General features: G+C 52.7%; 18 protein-coding genes. 9 read left to right on the top strand and 9 right to left on the bottom strand.

The features are described from left to right. Window positions 1-33 precede the first annotated feature (33 nt). A complete protein-coding gene (atpC, locus tag F0P93_RS16965) occupies window positions 34-282 on the top strand; it encodes an ATP synthase F1 subunit epsilon (RefSeq protein WP_150877975.1) in 249 nt (82 codons plus the stop codon). Between the two features lie 121 nt (window positions 283-403). On the opposite strand, the gene F0P93_RS16960 is transcribed toward atpC, so the two are convergent. Next, on the bottom strand, window positions 404-1,930 hold the full coding sequence (locus F0P93_RS16960; RefSeq protein ID WP_150877973.1) for a S41 family peptidase: 1,527 nt from the start codon (window positions 1,928-1,930) through the stop codon (window positions 404-406). Window positions 1,931-1,997: 67 nt separating this feature from the next. Then, window positions 1,998-2,351 (bottom strand): YraN family protein, encoded by a 354-nt coding sequence (locus F0P93_RS16955; protein ID WP_150877971.1) that lies wholly within the window; start codon window positions 2,349-2,351, stop codon window positions 1,998-2,000. A gap of 94 nt (window positions 2,352-2,445) precedes the next feature. Between F0P93_RS16955 and lipB the strand changes: the two genes are divergently transcribed. The 6 genes from lipB to F0P93_RS16925 all read left to right on the top strand — a co-directional run bounded on the left by lipB (window position 2,446) and on the right by F0P93_RS16925 (window position 7,996). Then, window positions 2,446-3,180, top strand: a complete 735-nt coding sequence (lipB, locus tag F0P93_RS16950) for a lipoyl(octanoyl) transferase LipB (RefSeq protein WP_150877969.1) — start codon at window positions 2,446-2,448, stop codon at window positions 3,178-3,180. A 1-nt stretch (window position 3,181) separates the two neighbouring features. Next, a complete protein-coding gene (locus F0P93_RS16945; RefSeq protein WP_150877967.1) occupies window positions 3,182-3,595 on the top strand; it encodes a hypothetical protein in 414 nt (137 codons plus the stop codon). 35 nt (window positions 3,596-3,630) lie between these two features. Continuing rightward, window positions 3,631-4,362 (top strand): 3'-5' exonuclease, encoded by a 732-nt coding sequence (locus tag F0P93_RS16940; RefSeq protein WP_225309518.1) that lies wholly within the window; start codon window positions 3,631-3,633, stop codon window positions 4,360-4,362. Window positions 4,363-4,488: 126 nt separating this feature from the next. Continuing rightward, the gene (gene rnr, locus F0P93_RS16935; RefSeq protein ID WP_150877963.1) at window positions 4,489-6,864 is read left to right on the top strand and encodes a ribonuclease R; all 2,376 of its coding nucleotides are present in this window, start codon (window positions 4,489-4,491) and stop codon (window positions 6,862-6,864) included. Between the two features lie 65 nt (window positions 6,865-6,929). Next, window positions 6,930-7,367 carry a nucleoside deaminase gene (locus tag F0P93_RS16930; RefSeq protein WP_150877961.1) on the top strand — a complete coding sequence of 146 codons (438 nt, stop codon included), beginning with the start codon at window positions 6,930-6,932 and terminating at the stop codon, window positions 7,365-7,367. A 59-nt stretch (window positions 7,368-7,426) separates the two neighbouring features. After that, complete coding sequence (locus F0P93_RS16925; protein WP_150877959.1) at window positions 7,427-7,996, top strand: NADPH-dependent FMN reductase; 570 nt, start codon at window positions 7,427-7,429, stop codon at window positions 7,994-7,996. On the opposite strand, the gene F0P93_RS16920 is transcribed toward F0P93_RS16925, so the two are convergent. Both F0P93_RS16920 and F0P93_RS16915 read right to left on the bottom strand, forming a co-directional pair. Beyond that, entirely contained in the window at window positions 7,997-8,449 is a 453-nt protein-coding gene (locus F0P93_RS16920; RefSeq protein WP_150877957.1) for a DUF1572 family protein, read from the bottom strand. Between the two features lie 89 nt (window positions 8,450-8,538). Next, the gene (locus F0P93_RS16915) at window positions 8,539-9,870 is read right to left on the bottom strand and encodes an APC family permease (RefSeq protein ID WP_150877955.1); all 1,332 of its coding nucleotides are present in this window, start codon (window positions 9,868-9,870) and stop codon (window positions 8,539-8,541) included. Window positions 9,871-10,044: 174 nt separating this feature from the next. Between F0P93_RS16915 and F0P93_RS16910 the strand changes: the two genes are divergently transcribed. After that, window positions 10,045-11,466 (top strand): M14 family metallopeptidase, encoded by a 1,422-nt coding sequence (locus F0P93_RS16910; RefSeq protein ID WP_150877953.1) that lies wholly within the window; start codon window positions 10,045-10,047, stop codon window positions 11,464-11,466. Between the two features lie 33 nt (window positions 11,467-11,499). Next, the gene (locus tag F0P93_RS16905; protein WP_150877951.1) at window positions 11,500-12,006 is read left to right on the top strand and encodes a cupin domain-containing protein; all 507 of its coding nucleotides are present in this window, start codon (window positions 11,500-11,502) and stop codon (window positions 12,004-12,006) included. Here the strand turns inward: F0P93_RS16905 and F0P93_RS16900 are convergent. The 5 genes from F0P93_RS16900 to rocD form a co-directional block, all read right to left on the bottom strand. After that, window positions 12,000-13,055, bottom strand: a complete 1,056-nt coding sequence (locus F0P93_RS16900; protein ID WP_225309517.1) for a hypothetical protein — start codon at window positions 13,053-13,055, stop codon at window positions 12,000-12,002. The two genes, F0P93_RS16905 and F0P93_RS16900, sit on opposite strands and share 7 nt — an antisense overlap. Then, a complete protein-coding gene (locus tag F0P93_RS16895) occupies window positions 13,030-13,611 on the bottom strand; it encodes a hypothetical protein (RefSeq protein WP_225309516.1) in 582 nt (193 codons plus the stop codon). Before F0P93_RS16895 ends, F0P93_RS16900 begins: the two co-directional genes overlap by 26 nt. Before the next feature lie 94 nt (window positions 13,612-13,705). Beyond that, window positions 13,706-14,278 (bottom strand): RNA polymerase sigma factor, encoded by a 573-nt coding sequence (locus F0P93_RS16890; RefSeq protein ID WP_138992578.1) that lies wholly within the window; start codon window positions 14,276-14,278, stop codon window positions 13,706-13,708. 183 nt (window positions 14,279-14,461) lie between these two features. Then, the gene (locus F0P93_RS16885) at window positions 14,462-15,979 is read right to left on the bottom strand and encodes an alpha/beta hydrolase (protein ID WP_150877947.1); all 1,518 of its coding nucleotides are present in this window, start codon (window positions 15,977-15,979) and stop codon (window positions 14,462-14,464) included. Window positions 15,980-16,041: 62 nt separating this feature from the next. Continuing rightward, window positions 16,042-17,295, bottom strand: a complete 1,254-nt coding sequence (rocD, locus tag F0P93_RS16880) for an ornithine--oxo-acid transaminase (RefSeq protein WP_150877945.1) — start codon at window positions 17,293-17,295, stop codon at window positions 16,042-16,044. Window positions 17,296-17,361: the final 66 nt, after the last annotated feature.

Below are 17,361 nucleotides of genomic sequence, written 5' to 3'. Positions count from 1 at the left end.
AACCTTAAACCTTAAATCTTAAACGATAAAAAAATGCATCTCGAAATCATTACACCCGATAAGAAGGTCTTTACCGGTGAGGCTACCGCCGTTACTTTTCCGGGTACCGAGGGTCAGTTTCAGGTTCTGAACGACCACGCCCCCATTGTCAGCACGCTGGCGCGGGGACCGGTTACGGTGGCTACCAGCTCCGGCACCCAGACGTTTACCGTCGATGGTGGCGTGGTGGAAGTACTGCACAACAAAGTATTGGTGCTGGCGGAAGCGGTTATTGCGGCTTAATCGGTTATCGATTATACTACACGAAAAGCGGACCGGTCTGGAAAGATCGGTCCGCTTTTCGTGTAGTATAATCCGGGGTTATTATCCTGAGTCAACCCTGAAAAGGTTGTTGGGACCTGTCTTACCGCGCCGTCATTTTCCGTTTTCCATCCTGAATTAGTTCCAGTGCTTTTTCCAAATCCCGGTCGCGCTGCTTGATCCGGTCCGTAACGGTGTAGTCAATGGGGTAGTCGGGCATCACACCGCGCCCCTGGTCGGGATTTCGGCTGGCGGTGGCAATCCAGAAAACCGGAAACCGCACCCGGAGCCGGGTTTCGGGCAAGGTCAGGGTTTGAATAATGCCGCCATTGCAACCCGCTTCGCCCCCACCGGTTTCCTGCCCGATGATGGTAACGGGCCGCTGGGCTTTCAGGCTGGCGGTAAAAATGGAAGCTGCCGAGAAGGTTCGGCCACTGGTGAGAATATATACTTTTCCGCTAAACCGATGATCGGAAGCCGGTTTGTTCCAGCCAACATTGGATTTACCAAACTGGTAGCGGCCACCGTCCGATTTCATGTAACGGAAATTCTGCCGCAACAGCCGCTTTTCTTTCCGGTCGAAATACGAACAGGAATTAGGCCGACGGACGCGGCATTCGGCCCGGTCGACCTGCCGGAAATCCGACTTCATCAGGTACGACATCAGATCCGAGCCGATTTCGGCGTTTCCGCCGGTATTCTGGCGCAAATCAATGACCAGATCCTGCACTTTCAGTTTTTCCAGCGTTTCAAACACCTCCCGGTGATAGGATCCGTAGTGATCGTAGCCAAAACCGTTGATGATCAGCATAGCCGCCGTCGAATCACCGTTCAGAAAATGCAGCGAGCGCATGAGTTGCAATTTGGCATCCTCATCGAAAAAAGAAGCTTCCGTTTTAGACCGGTTTTTCCGGCTTCGCTTGACGGTCGCCGGGGCTGGCGTCGTCGGAATATCCCCCGTACTGACCGGACGGCGACGAACGGTGGTGATGCGTTCAGAACTCGTGGTGTCCCGTACGGTCAGCGTCCAGGGCGAATGGCCGTCAAAATGTCGCCAATAGGTTTCTTCCAAATGGTATAATTCCAGAAAATAATTCTTGAAAGTCTGGTTATAACCGTCTGATGGCCAGCGGTCCCGGGCGGCCTGAATAATTTCTTTGACCGGATGCCCCCCCATTTTGAGCACTTCCGTACCGCAAACCAGCGAAGAATCCGTGCTCCGGTTTCGGCCAATGAACATCCGGTCATTTTGCAGAATGATATCGAAGGGTAACCATTCGGGCTGTGGTTTTTGCCCTTTCCGGCTGGAAGAGAGCGATTCCTGTACATCCGTGTGGCCACACCGAATCTGGACAATCAGCGGGCGTAGCAACTCGCGAAACTCCACTTCAGACATCGGGCGGTAGAGTTGCCGGGCCACGGCGTCGAACTTTTGGTTCATCTCCTCGCGCGGGGCATACCGGTACATGCTCGGATGGCGCTCTTCCAGCATCTTCCGCAGTACCGCAAAGTCGCTCCGCAACTGCTCGACCGTATACATCCGGGGGCGATACGTCGCTTTTTTCGGATGACCCGGAAACCCATAAGCTGTGCTGATGGTGAGTGCCAGCAGCAACGCAAGGAACCGCATACTCGTTTTCTGACTAAATCAGTAAATTCGGTTCCCGAAACTACCTTTTTTTTTATGGGAAACAAAATTAGTAAAAGGCATCTTCAATGTGTTTCACATTCACCTCTTCCGGCGTCATCGTCACGGCAACAATGTCGAAACGGACGTCGTGTTGCCAGTCTTTCGCGAAAATATAATGCTCGGCTGCTTTCATGACCAGCCGCGCTTTGGCGGAGTTCACAAACTCTTCCGGGTAGCCGAAACGGGTGCTGGTCCGCGTTTTTACTTCCACAAAAATGACCATCTTGCCTTTCTGGGCGATCAGGTCGATCTCGGCGTGTTGGTGGCGGTAATTGCGTTCCAGAATCTCGTAACCGTTCTGTTGGAGGTAGCGAACGGCTTCCTCTTCGCCCTGTTTGCCTGTGTCATTGTGCTGTGCCATCGATCGTTTTTACTACTTAGACGGAAAACCGATTGAATGGATACGAACGAAACCGACCCGCTTTGGTGTTTTTTCTGTATTGATTACGCAAAAAATGAATAGTCATTGCAATAAACAGGTACAGATTCAGGATCTGGGCCTCCTCGATTACCAGATTGGCTGGGATTACCAGGAGCGGTTATTGGCAGAAATTGTGGCGGCAAAAATCGCCAACCGCAGCCAGCCCGCCGACCAGCACCGTCTGACGTCCAATTACCTATTATTCTGCCAGCACCCCCATGTGTATACGCTGGGGAAAAGCGGAAAGGAAGATCATCTGCTCGCGAACGCTGCGTTTCTGGAAAGCATCGGGGCCACCTATCATAAAATAAACCGGGGAGGTGACATCACCTACCACGGGCCGGGCCAGTTGGTGGGCTACCCGATTCTGGATCTGGATAATTTCTTTACGGACATTCACCGCTACATGCGCTTGCTGGAAGAAGCCATCATCCGAACGCTGGCGGATTACGGCCTGAATGCGGGCCGAATCGACGGGTTGACGGGGGTTTGGCTGGGGTATGAATCCGACGAAAACCGCCGGAATGGAACCGCCCGGAAAATCTGCGCCATGGGCGTCAAAGCGAGCCGTTGGGTAACGATGCACGGATTTGCGTTGAATGTCAACACGGATTTGCGTTATTTTAATCATATTGTGCCCTGCGGCATTGCCGACAAGGCCGTTACGTCGATGCAGGCTGAACTGGGCCGGGAGGTTCCGGTTTCGGACGTGATGGAACACGTCAGCCAACATCTGGCGGATTTATTTGAAATGGAGTTAATTCGTTAGAATGAAGAGAGATATTTCGTTTTTACCCGTTGAAGGAGTACAAGTCGTCATTGCCCGGAAACCGACGGAACTGGATCAGTATGACTGGCAGGTGTATTTGATCAATCAGAATGACGCGATGATCCGGAACGTTTTTGTGACGTCGAAAGGATACGGTTTTCTGGATGAAACCCAAAAAGAGCAGCAAACGACGTCGACATTGCGGCATTATTTTGCTGAACTTCAGCCGAATGAGTACGTTGCCGTCGAAACCATCATGCCGGATGTGTTTCACCTGAACAACCAATATTGGGTTAGCTATTACATTGGCGACCAGATTTTTGACAAAAAGTTTATCTTCGTGCCGGACAGCATTACCGAACAGAACCTGATCTTGATCAGTGAATTGGGGCTGGAAGGAATCCTGCACGCCTGAACCTGGTCATTCCGCTTTTTTGCTATTCCATTGCCATGCCCGTATCCTGGAAAAAACGCCTTAAAAACCTGTTGTTTATCGACATTAAAACCGTTGCCGGAGCGCCTTCCTACGATGAACTGGACGAGCGAATCCGGCAGCAGTGGAGCCAGAAAATCAGCTATTTCCAGAACGAAGAACACTGGTCGGTCGCGAAATGGTACGACAACCGGGCTTCGTATTACGCCGAATACGGCAAAATCGTCTGCATCGGCATCGGCGGTTTATACTGGGACGAGGAAGAGAACGTATTCCTGAAAGTGAAAACGCTGGCCAACGATGACGAAGAGGCCCTGCTCGGCGAGTTTATCAACATCATCGAAAAATACCCGCCCAGCGAATTGGTTCTCTGCGCCCATAATGGCAAGGAATTTGATTATCCGTACCTGTGCCGCCGGATGCTGGTTCATCAGCATCAACTACCGGCCACGCTCCGGCTGTCGGGGCGAAAACCGTGGGACATTCCGCACCAGGATGTGCTGGAAATGTGGCGGTTTGGCGATAGTCGCCACTTCGTCCCGCTCGATCTGCTGGCAGCCGTTCTGAACCTGCCCATTAAACCGCTCGAACTGACCGGCGACCAAACCAGTTTAGTCTATTACCAGAAGCAGGGAATGGCCAAAGTGCGCGAATACGCCCGTTCGTCCATTGTGACGCTGGTGCAGGTGTATCTGCGCTTACTGGGCGCCCCGTTGGTGAAAGACCAACACATCACGCGCTTGGAGTAAGGGCTATAACACAGAGTTAAGCAGAGAAAATCAGAGTTAAGCAGAGAAACTTTGATAACCCCTGATTTTCTCTGATCAACTCTGTGTAACAACTCCTTTACCGCCAACGTCTTTTAAACGAAAAACATGAGAAATAACCGAAGTAAACCACGAGAACAACAAAGCCGCAGAAGCCCGCAGAACCGCCCGGTTCCGTCGGCCGACTCATTTCTGGACGAAATGAAGAACGACATTGCGGCTTTTTTTGAAATAAATAGCAAAGATTCTTTTTCCCAAAACGATGTCCTCGACAACTTCGACATCGTTGACCGGAAAACGAAATTTATCGCCCACGGCTTGCTGGGCGAACTCGCCGACGAAGGCCAGTTGACCCGCCACCCCGACGGAACGTATCAGTTTAACGAAACCGACCGAACAACCGAAGGTACCGTCGACCACGTGAACCCCCGGTTTGCCTTCGTCAGCACCGGCAGTGGCGACCGCGACAATGATATTTACGTCAGTACCGACGACCTGAATGGAGCCATCGACGGCGACAAAGTGAAAGTGGTGCGACTGAGCGGATCGTCCAATTCCGGCGGTTTTTCGCGCGGTTCGCAAACCCGGAGCCGCCGGATCGAAGGGAAAGTGGTCAGCATTGTGGAACGCGGTCGTTCCGAGTTGGTTGGCCGGATTTCGACCTGGCCGAACTACGGGCAGGTGATTCCCGACAGCAAGAAAATTTACGAAGAAGTTTATATTCCGAAAGATAAACTGAGCGACGCGAAAGATGGCGACAAAGTCATTGTTCGGCTCACGCGTTTTCCCGACAGCCGCCACCGGCCCGAGGGCGAAGTCATCTCCGTGTTGGGACCCGCCGGGCAAAACAATACCGAAATGCACGCGATTCTGGCCGAATTTGGCCTGCCCGTGGACTTTCCGGATGCGGTAGAAAAAGAATCGAATGGGATTTCGGAGAAAATTCCGAAGAAAGAAATCACCAAACGGCGCGACATGCGCGGCATTACGACGTTTACGATTGACCCTGACGACGCTAAGGATTTTGACGACGCGCTGTCGATTCAGATGCTGGACAATGGCAATTACGAAATCGGGGTTCACATTGCAGACGTCACCCACTACATTCAGCCGGGTACGGCTTTAGAAGATGAAGCCTTCAAACGCGGAACGTCGGTGTATCTGGTAGATCGCGTAGTGCCGATGTTGCCCGAAAAACTGTCGAATAACCTGTGTTCGTTGCGGCCGAATGAAGATAAACTGACGTTTTCGGCGGTATTTGAACTGACGCCCGACGCCAAAATCAAAAAAGAATGGTTTGGGCGGACGGTGATTCACTCCGACCGCCGGTTTGCCTACGAAGAAGCGCAGGACATTGTCGATCGCGGTCACGGGGATTACCTGGAAGAACTGCGGCTGTTGAACGACCTCGCCTTCAAGTTTCGCGACGACCGGTTTCGGCACGGTGCCATCAACTTCGAAACCGTTGAGGTCAAGTTTAAGCTGGACGAAAATGGGGTTCCGCTGTCGGTTTATCCGAAAGTACGGAAAGACGCCCATAAGCTGATCGAAGAGTTCATGCTGCTGGCGAACAAGCGGGTCGCCGAATTTATCCACGGTTTGTCGCGCGGAGAGCACCCAAATGTGATGATTTACCGGGTCCACGATTCGCCTGATTTCGAGAAGCTGAAGACGTTTGCCACGTTTGCCGGGCGGTTTGGGTATAAACTCCAGATCGATAGCGAAAAAGAGCTGTCCAAGTCGTTCAACACGATGATGGAGAGCCTGGAAGGACAACCCGAGCAGAATGCGTTGCAGCAGCTCGCCATTCGGACGATGGCGAAAGCCCGGTACAGCACGGAAGACATTGGCCATTTTGGTCTCTCGTTTCGGCGGTATTCGCACTTTACGTCGCCCATCCGTCGCTACCCTGACATGATGGCCCACCGGCTGTTGCAGCACTACCTCGACGGCGGTAAATCGGTCGATAAGGAAGAATATGAAGCGCGCTGCAAGCATTCGTCCGACCGCGAACGCGTGGCCGTCGAAGCCGAACGGGCTTCTATCAAATACAAGCAGGTCGAGTTCATGAACCGCATGGACCGCGACCAGGAGTTCAAAGGGATCATTACGGGCGTAACGGATTTTGGTCTGTTTGTCGAAATCACCGAAACCAGCGCGGAAGGGCTGGTGCGCATGACCGATCTGGGCGATGATTTCTACGATTTCGACAAGGACAATTACCGGCTGATTGGCAAACGGAACAAAAAAATCTTCGCGTTTGGCGATGCCGTAACGGTTCGGGTGAAAGAAGCCAATCTGGCCCGCCGGAGTCTGGATCTGTTCCTGGTCGATGACAAAGGATCCTTGAAAACGCCCCTCAAAAGCCGCCTGACCCGCCGGGAAAACACGGAAGGCGAAGGTCGTTCGCAACGACGTTCCGGTTCGTCGTCGGGTAGCCGTCCGAAAGCCGAGAAACCGGGTAAAGACCGCCGACGGCGTTAAATCTGTAAAGCCCCAAAGGCTGCAGGCGTTTCATCACTAACCCAGGGAAAATCCCTGAGAATTTTATGAACGACGAATTCATGCAGGAAGCCATCCGTCAGGCCCGCAAGAGCCTTTCGGAAGGCGGCATTCCCATCGGCTCGGCCCTGGTGAAAGACGGCAAGCTGGTGGCTTCGGGTCACAACAAGCGGGTGCAGGAAAACAACCCCATTCTGCATGGTGAAATGGATTGCCTCAACAACGCCGGACGGGTGGGTTCCTTCCGCAATACGGTGATTTATTCGACGCTTATGCCGTGTTATATGTGTGCCGGAACCATCGTGCAGTTCAAGATTCCGAAAGTGATTGTGGCAGAATCGCGAACGTTTCCCGGTGCACGGGAGTTCATGGAAGAACACGGCGTGGAAGTCATCGACCTCGATCTGGCGGAATGCGTTGACATGATGAACCAGTTTATCGCTCAGAAACCGGAGGTGTGGAATGAGGATATTGGGGAGTTGTAGTCGCGCGGAGCAGCCGCGTGGAGCAGTCACGCTGTGCGAATCCAATTGAACCAATCACCATGTACAATCTGAAAATTATCAATTCGACCGTGCGGCCCAGCCGCAAAGGCCCGCTGGTTACGGCCTGGATCGCGGAAGTAGCCCGGCAGCACGACGGTTTTACCGTCGAAGTGCTGGATCTGGCCGACATTAAGCTCCCTTTTATGGATGAACCCGCTCATCCGCGTTTGAAGCAGTATGTTCACGAACACACGAAAAAATGGAGTGCCAACATCGACGAAGCTGATGCCTTTATTTTCGTGACGGCCGAATACGACCACAGTTATCCGGCACCCTTGAAAAATGCCCTGCAATACCTGGTGCAGGAATGGGCCTACAAAGCCGCCGGTATTGTCAGTTACGGTGGCATTTCGGCCGGAACCCGAGCCGCCAGTCACCTCAAATCAGACTTGATCGCGCTAAAGGTAGTTCCCCTGTTCGAAGCCGTCAACATTCCGTTTTTCGATCAGTTCATCAACGAGCAGGAAGAATTTGAGCCCAATGAATCAAGCCAGCGAGCAGCCCAGACCATGCTTACTGAGCTGGTACGCTGGACGAAAGGCATGATGGTCATTCGCAAAAACGAGTGATCAGTCCGCTTTCACATCCAGCAGCCGACGGTGGTAATTGATCTGCCCCAGGTGGTAGGTTAAATGAGTGGTCAGATGAACCAGGAAGTATTCGGTGCTGGTTTTTTCGTCAAACACCAGCAGGGGATACTCCTCCTGAAGCTGCTCTTCCTGCACCTGATCGAGGGCATGGAGAACGACTTGGAGCGTATCATCTACGCTCTGAAGCAGTTCACTTCGGGGAATGTCACGGAGCGAAAACTCGAGTTCACGATGCCGGATGTAGCCGGTATGGCCCAAAACCGCCCCGATATAGGTGTTCAGATTGCCTACGAGATGCAAACACAGATTGCCAGCCGGGTTGGTAATGGCCCGGTCGGCAATCCATAAGTTCGCTTCATCCTGATACAGTTCGATTTCCCGTTTCAGCCGGAGAAGGTCTCTGTTGAAGAGGGATTTTAGGGTTTGAATCATAGCGGTTCGGGAGACGCAACTCAGTGGTCTATCGGAAGTTCGTTGCTTACCAGCCCACGGTTAAAACCGTGGGCTAATTTTATAATACCTTACAGCCGGTTCAGTCGCTTCACCAGTAAAAACAACGGATAACTCAGGATGATGAACCCAACGGCGTAGGCACTACTGTAGAGATCGCTGTAAATAACGCCCACCAGAAACGCCAGCGACGCAATCAGCATCAGCCAGGTCGTCAGCGGGTAGCCCCAGGCCCGAACCGGGCGCGGGAGTTCCGGGGCGGTTTTTCGCAACCGGATCAGCGAAGCAAAAGCCGCTGCGTAACAGAGCACGAAAAAAAACGAGGCTACATCCGACAGTTTGCTGTAGGTGCCGGTCACAATCATCAGAATCGACATGGCGACGGTCAGAAACATGGCCGGAGCGGGTGTTCCGCCGGTATTGACGCGGGTAAAGGCTTTGGCAAACAACCCATCACGGCTGATGGCAAACAACACCCGCGGGTTGAACATGATCTGTGCGTTGATAATCCCCATAATCGAAATCATCAGTAACAATGTCACCACTTTCGCGCTGGCGGGGCCAAAAAGCACCTGAACCGCGTCGGCAGCCGGGAGTTTCGATTTGGCCAGTTGCTCGATGGGCAGCACATGAAACAACGCCAGATTGACCAGCAGATAAATTCCGATGATCAACAAAACGCCGATCATCATCGAACGCGGCAGGTTTTTGTTGGGATTGATGTCTTCTTCCGTGAAATAAGCCGCCGTGTGCCAGCCATCGTATGTATAAAAAACCGACTGCAAAGCCGCCAAAATACCGACCAGCAGCGACCCTTCGATAGGAATGGTGTTGTCGCCGGAAAATTGCAGCGGTTTGTCAGGTGTATACGCAAAGCAAATGACAACAAAGGCCAGTAAACCCAGCGCCTTGATGAAACTCATGACCTCCTGCGCCCGGCTGGCGAGCCGGACTCCGATCAGGTGAAAGGCCGTGAAAGCCAGCAATATCCCAATCGCGATGACCTTGATATACGCCGTCAGGGGCGGCACCAGCAGCGCAATGTACTCCCCCATCACAGCCGCGCCAAAGGCCATGGCCGCAATGCTCCCGAGCCAGCTACTGATCCCGATCACAAATCCGACGTAATCACCAAACGCCCGGCGCGCGAACACATACCACGCCCCCGCTTTCGGAATCATGGTGCCCAGTTCAATCACCTGCAGCGAGCCAATCAGCGCGTAAACACCCACCAGCGCCCACACCAGCAACGCAAGCGACGGTTGCCCCAACTCCTGCGCAATGGTACCGGGTCGGCGGAGAATACCGGTGCCGATGGTGCCACCAATGGTGACGGCAACGCCGAAGCCTACGCCCAACAGGCGGAGAAGTTGGGAAGGACGGTTTGTTTCGGGGGGTGTCATGCTACAATAATAGGCTTTTTCGCCAAAAACCGGCTATTTTTAGCACCAGATTTGGCAGAAACGATCAGGAATCCATTTCGACCGGTTTTTTTACGGGATTCACAGCATAAACGAATGACAAAGATGTTGAAATCTACTACCGCCTTTTCGATCTTTGCGTTTAATTTAGTCATAATGACCACCGCATCCAGTCAGGATTTGACCTTCTCCCGGCACTTATTCGATACGTACGACACGTACCGCGATACGGCCCTCACCCACCGCCGGTTCAAGCAGGCCGACATTCTACCACTCATCGACAAGCTGAAAACCGACAGCCGGTTTGACATCACGAAAGTGGGCGAATCCGTCGAGAAACGGCCGATTCAGATGATTAAAGTCGGCAATGGCCCGCGGAAAGTGCTGCTGTGGTCGCAGATGCACGGCGACGAACCCTCGGCAACGATGGCGATTTTCGACATCTTCAACCTGCTTCGGGCCGATGGAGAATTTGAGGAGTTCAAAACCAAGCTGCTGGCCGAAACGACGCTCTATTTTGTGCCGATGCTGAACCCCGACGGTGCCGAACGGTATCAACGCCGGAACGCCCTGGACATTGATCTAAACCGGGATGCGTTGCGGCTGCAATCGCCGGAATCGGTGATTTTGAAAGGCTTACAACAATCGCTGAAACCGGAAGTGGGTTTTAACCTCCACGACCAGAGCACCCGCTACAGCGTCGGCCATACGCCCAAACAAGCCACCATTTCGTTTCTGGCGACGGCCTACGACGAAGCCCGGAACATCAATCCCGTTCGCGAACGGTCGATGCAGTTGATCGTGGGCATGAACCGGGTCTTGCAGCAATTTATTCCGGGGGGTGTCGGGCGGTATTCCGACGAATTTGAGCCGCGGGCCTTCGGCGATAACATCCAGAAATGGGGCACGACGCTGATTCTGATCGAATCGGGCGGTTATCCAAACGATCCCGAGAAGCAATTCATCCGCAAACTGAATTACGTGTCCATTCTAACGGCTCTACAGGCCATTGCGACGGATTCGTACAAAACCGAATCCCGCTCGGAATACAACACCATTCCCGAAAACGAGCGGTATTTGTTCGATGTGCTGATTCGGAAAGCGCAGATCATGCGGGGTGGAAAACCGGTTACGGTCGATATCGGCATCAACCGGTACGAAGTGAACGTCGGCAATGCAGCCACGTTCGGCTACCGCAGTTCCATCGACGATTTTGGCGATTTGTCCACCTTTTTCGGAATTGAGGAGATTGACGCGACCGGTTTGACGGTTTCTCCGGGGCAGATTCACCCGGACACGTTGCGTTCGCTGGCGGATTTGAAAAAATACCAACTGGATTCACTCGTGCAGAAGGGCGTCACCACGTTCCGGCTGGCCGCACCATCGCGCGCCACGACACATCTCGCGCCGGTTCACCTGCTCCAACCCACTACCTCGGCGGCCCGGCCCATCCAGACCGGCCGGATTCCGACCTTCGTCCTGCGCCGGGGCAATCAGTTGCGGTACGTCTTTGTCAACGGATTCTGGCTGGATGTCAGCAACAATGCCAATAAACTAGGCACCGGCGTGGTGGAATAATCGTCTGGAAGTACTATCCAACAAAGCAATTTCATGAATTTTCCCGCACAATACTGGATCGATGCCTACCGGATGCAAGCCCATCCCGAAGGCGGTTATTTTGCTGAGACGTACCGCTCCGCCGAAAAAATACCGCATGAGGCCCTGCCTGCCCGGTTTTCCGGAGAACGGAGTTTCAGCACCGGCATTTTCTTTTTGCTGGAAAACCACAACCTATCAGCTTTGCACCGCATTCAGGCCGACGAAATGTGGCATTTCTACGCCGGTGGCCCGCTGCTGGTGTACGTCATTCATCCGTCGGGCGAACTGGAAATCATTCGGTTGGGGAATAATCCGGAACGGGGTGAAGTCTTTCAGGCCGTTGTGCCAGCCGGGTGCTGGTTTGGCTCGAAACCGGCACCGGAAACGGCCTACTCGCTGGTGGGTTGCACGGTGGCCCCGGGATTTGATTTTGCGGATTTTGAGCTGGCCAAACGGGCTGATCTGTTAAACGACTATCCGCAGTGCCCGGAAGTGATCGAGTTGCTCACGCCCTATTGAAATTTCACGTCGCCGAAGGTTGACACCACGCGGACTTTGGTGGCGGTTCCTTTTCCGACTTTGCCGCTGTATTGTTTCTTCAGTTTCACCCCCCGATCGTCGTCGTTGGGCTGGGCGTTGATCATGATCCGGCCATCGGAAGGATACTTGAATCCGCCGTAGCTCACCGTCACGTCAAAATTGTAATCGCTGCTCTGCGCCATCGGCAACACAACCGACGAATAATTGGCCTGGATGTCGATGTTATCGACCGATTTGTTCAGTTGGTCAATCTTGAACCCGCCCGAGAAATCCAGTTTGATGTTGCATGACTGTTTGATCGTTCCGATTTTGGCCCCCGAATAGCCAATTTTGCCATCGAGTCGGCTTACTTCACCAATCCAAAGTCCGCCAAACTGGTTGTTCAGGTTGATGTTGTTGGCCTTCTCCAATTGCAGTTTTGAATATTGAATGTTCAGTTTTCCGTTACCCATTTCCTGAATATCGGCTTTCCCGAAGCGTACGTCGACATCGACCTGATTGCCATTCAGTTCCGTAGTCGAGAAATTACCGTACTGCTGATTGATGGTCAAGGGAGCGCTGAACGTCGGAATGGTCGTGTTACCGAAGGAGTTTTTCACCGTCAACGCGTTGGTTTTCGGCATGGAAACCTGGTAATCGATCTGAACAAAATTCTTCTCGCCGTCTTTGTTGCGGTTCATGATCCAGTTTCCGCCGAAACCGCTTTTATCGATGGTCGTTTTCAGGATAATCTGGTCGCCGTTGCGTTTTTCGCTGATGTCGACTGCATCAAGGTATTTCTGAACACGGTCTTCGGAGCTGGAACTCGCTTTGATGGTAATGTCTACCCGGATTTCATCCCGGTTCCACAAGTTGATATTAACGTTACCGAACTGATTTTCAACCATTAAGTGATCTTTGGACGTTACGTCGTATACTTTTACGATCGTCTTTTTCCGCTCGCTCAGTTCCGTGTTTTCGGCCATAACCAGACCGACAGACAGGGTGCTGACCAGCAGAAAATTACACAGGAAGTTTATTCGTTTCATTGTTTTGTTGCTTAATACGCTGAATAATCATCAACTGCTGGTTTAGCAAGTCGATTTGGGTTTTCAGGTTTTGTACCATCGCCTGAATCATCATTTCCTGATTGGGTGTTTTCGGAAGCTCCTGCTTTAAGTTCTGGTAGGTTTTCTCCAGCCGGTCCAGATCAGACGCAAACTGTTGGTAGAGAGCCGGGTTACTTTCCAGGACCGTTTTCAATTCGCCCCGTTTGTCTTCAATCAGACGGGTATACTGCTGGACTGTCCGGGCATAGGTTGGATTGAAAGCCATCATATCCGGCTGCTCCGTCACGCCATACTTCTGGTTAACATACCAAAAACCGCCCAGCCCGAGAATCAGCAAAACGGTGGCCGCAACCTGCCAGACCATCCGGCGGGATGCGTTCAAGCCTGACCATCCCAACCCCAACGGACGTTGCCACAACGGACGTTCTTTGTGCCCGAGTCCTTTCTCCAGATCTTTCCATAAATCTGCTCTGGGCTCAAATACATCGAAATCTTCCCGGTTATCCCGGACAAATCGTTCTAATTTGTCTTTCATCATAACTCAATGAGTGAATGAGTGAATGATAGAATGAGTGAATATTCTCCACGGAGGTTTTATTCTATCATTCACTCATTGTGTCATTCAAAATTTATTTTAATAACTCCAAAAGCCGCTTTTTTGCCCGCATGTACTGCGTCCGGGAGGTGGTTTCGCTGATGCCCAGTACGGCTCCGATTTCCTCATGATCATAGCCTTCGAACAAATACAGCGATAAAACCACCCGATAGCCTTCCGGCAGCCCCTGCATGGTTTGGCGCACCCGATCGACTTCCAGTTGAATACCGTCCTCGTCAAACGGTTCGGTGTCGGCCACATCCAGGCCATCATCTTCTCCCAGACGCTGCGAGTCGAGATCGACCCATTGGAGACCGGAGCGGCTTTTCCGGCTCCGAAGGTGGTTAATAGCCCGATTGACGACGATTTGCTTCAACCACGCTCCAAACGTCGATTGATTGCGGAACGAATGGAGATTGTTGAAAGCATCTAAAAAGGCTTCCTGCAACACATCCTCGGCCTCCCCCACGTGGTTCAGGATGCGCATACAGACGTTGAACATGGCTTTCGAATAATGCTTATACAATTCGTATTGAGCACGTCTTTCACCTTGTTTACACCTTTCTACGAGTTCGACATGTCGGTCTATATACAACTTTGTTTCCAAGCGGCCTGAGGAATCGGATGCGGCTAATTTTCTTCTCAATGACACAGCGTGATGAGTCAACGTTGCACAAGGTATTATTTTTTTTCAACGGACTGTACTAAAACCGTTTGCCGACCGTTTTTCGAAAATTTCATATGAAGAAAAAGGATCACCCAATCGAAGCGGCCCGGATAAACGTCATGATCAGGGGACTAAAACCGGAATCGAACCGGTGGTCTGACAACCGTTTAGCGTGGCGGTAAACTGGTAGGTAAAATTGCCCGAAGACAGGGATTGGGTGATGGTGACCTGATCGATGCCGCTGCCCGCGTCGGGCAAGGGATTTCCGCCCGGCGTTCGGGTCCAGGTAATGGTTGCTCCGGCGGGAGTCGTTTTGGCCACGACGGTTGAGGTATTGCAATTGCAGCCCGTCAGCGACACAGAACCGGGCAGAAGTGTGAGTTGCGGTTTGGGGGTAACGAGTACTTCAACGACGGCGGTACCGGAACACTTCCCAGCATCGCTGACAATGACCGTATAACTGCCGCTGGCAGCCGTTGTCGCATTCGGAATCGTCGGGTTGGCACTGGTGCTGGTAAAGGCATTTGGCCCGCTCCAGGTGTAGGACGGACTGGTTCCGCAGGTAACCGACGCACTCAACGCCACCGTACTGCCTTCACAAACGGTTTGGCTGCCAGCGGGTGAAACATTCACGCAGGCATTGCTTGAACACACAACATTTTGTTTTAAAAAGAGACTTCCCTCCTGGTCGATTTGGGCAAGAACAGCCGCGTTGGCATAAATGGCATTGTGGTCTCCACCAGCAACGGTATACAATTGATTGGGTACACCGGCGGCCGTAGCCTGGGTGGCCAGAACAGAACTTCCAAATACCGGTGTAATATTGACCACCACGGGAACCTGGGGCGGTGAGGTCAGAAAACCGGCGCCGTAGGGAACCACCGCATCCTGGTCGCCGTGGGTCATAAACAAGGGAGGATCACAGGCATCGATGTAGTTTTGTGCATCGATCGCACCCGACAAACTCCAGACGCCCTGTACGTCGGACGAATAACCGGCCGCCGAGCTAACGGGGTGATCCGTATTGCCGTTGATGCCGCCATTGGCGGCAAAAACCGGGGCCAGATAGGCCGGTATTTCGGCGGCATCCACGTAGCCGGCATGCAGGGCCGTTATGGCTCCGGCTGAATAACCGCCAATGATGATGTAATTGGGTTCGATGCCGTAGGTATTGACGGTAGAAGCATCCTTCCGGAAAAACCGCACGGCCGCTTTCATATCCGACACGGCTTTCACCACTTCATCCATAAATACCGACTGATTTATATACGCAAACAGATTTCCATCGTATAAACGGTAATCAATGGTGGCAACCACGTAGCCTTTCCGGGCAAATTTGCGGGCATAACTGTCCATATCCGTGCGTTGGCCACCCAGAAAGGAGCCGCCAAAGGCCAGAATAATCAGTGGACGCCGGGTCGACACATCGCCGGCAGGTTGATACACATCCGCCAGCAGCGTTTTTGTAACCCCGCCAACGGTGACATTCTGTCCATAGGTAACGCTGGTGGAGACGGTTACGGTCGGAAAAATGTCCGTAGAATACCGCTGGGCATCGCAGTCGGGAAGTTGGGCAACCGCTCCGGTTGTGAAACAAAATACGGCACAAATGAATAACAAACGGGCATAGAGTTGGCTCATGGCGCTGACTTTTAACGTGGTGAAATTATGTATGGCGTCAACGTTGAGCAACCCACCTGATTTTATGGTTCTAACTCCAGAATCGTCTGTTCAATCAGATCGCACGCTTCGTGCATCTGTTCGTCGGTAATGACCAAAGGCGGAGCAAACCGGATTTTGTCGCCGTGGGTCGGTTTGCACAGTAAGCCCTTGTCTTTCAACCGCAGGCAAATTTCCCAAGACGTTTTTTCGCCGTAAGCCGGATGTTCGCCAATAACGATCGCGTTCAGCAACCCTTTTCCGCGCACCAGTTTCACCATGCCCGTTTTATCAACCAGCGCATTCATGCGGCTCCGAAAAACCTCACCCAGAGTTGCAGCATTTTCAGCCAGCTTCTCGTCTTCTACCACACGCAACGCTTCTAATGTCACGGCGCAGGCCAAGGGGTTTCCGCCGTAAGTAGAACCGTGTTCCCCCGGTTTGATGGTCAACATCACCTCGTCGCTGGCCAAAACCGCCGAAACCGGCATGGTTCCGCCGGACAGGGCTTTTCCCAGCACCAGCAAATCCGGTTTTACGTCTTCGTGATCGCAGGCCAGCCGTTTGCCGGTTCGTCCGATGCCGGTTTGCACCTCGTCGGCAATGAACAGCACATTGTATTTTGTACACAATTCCCGAACGCCTTTCAAATAGCCTGCGTCCGGCACCACCACACCGGCTTCGCCCTGAATCGGCTCCACCATAAACCCGGCGATGTGGGGTTCTTTCCGGAAAATGGCTTCCAGGGCATTCAGATCGTTGTACGGAATCAATAGATACCCCGGCAACAGCGGTCCGTAATCATTGGTACTTTCGGGATCGGTCGACGACGAAATGGCCGCCAGCGTCCGGCCCCAGAAGTTGCCGGTTGCATACACCGTTTTCGCCTGGTTCTGCGGAATGCCCTTCACTTTGTAGGCCCACTTCCGCGTCAGCTTCAGGGCGGTTTCGCCACCCTCCGCGCCCGAGTTCATCATTAAGACTTTATCATAGCCAAAATAGTCACATAGGTATTTTTCGCATACGCCCAGTTGATCGGTATGAAAAGCCCGGGAGGTCAGCGTCAGCCGCTGGGCCTGTTCAACCAGGGCGTTGATGATGCGGGGGTGGCAATGCCCCTGACTAACCGCACTGTAGGCCGACAGAAAATCGAAGTATTTTCGCCCTTCCACATCCCAGAGAAAAATGCCTTCTCCGCGATTCAGCACAACCGGAACCGGTTTATAATTGTGCGCGCCGTATTTCCATTCCAGGTCAATGGCCTGTTGGGTCGCCGATATCGTTGGTAGAGTTTCCATAGTGCTATGCAGGAGGTGAGTGGGTAAATTGTTGGCGGATGCGTAATTTTAGAGCCAAGCCGATGG

It is taken from the genome of Larkinella humicola, from assembly GCF_008727875.1.
Classification (GTDB): Bacteria; Bacteroidota; Bacteroidia; order Cytophagales; family Spirosomataceae; genus Larkinella; species Larkinella humicola.
This window is presented reverse-complemented; position numbering and strand designations above follow the sequence as displayed.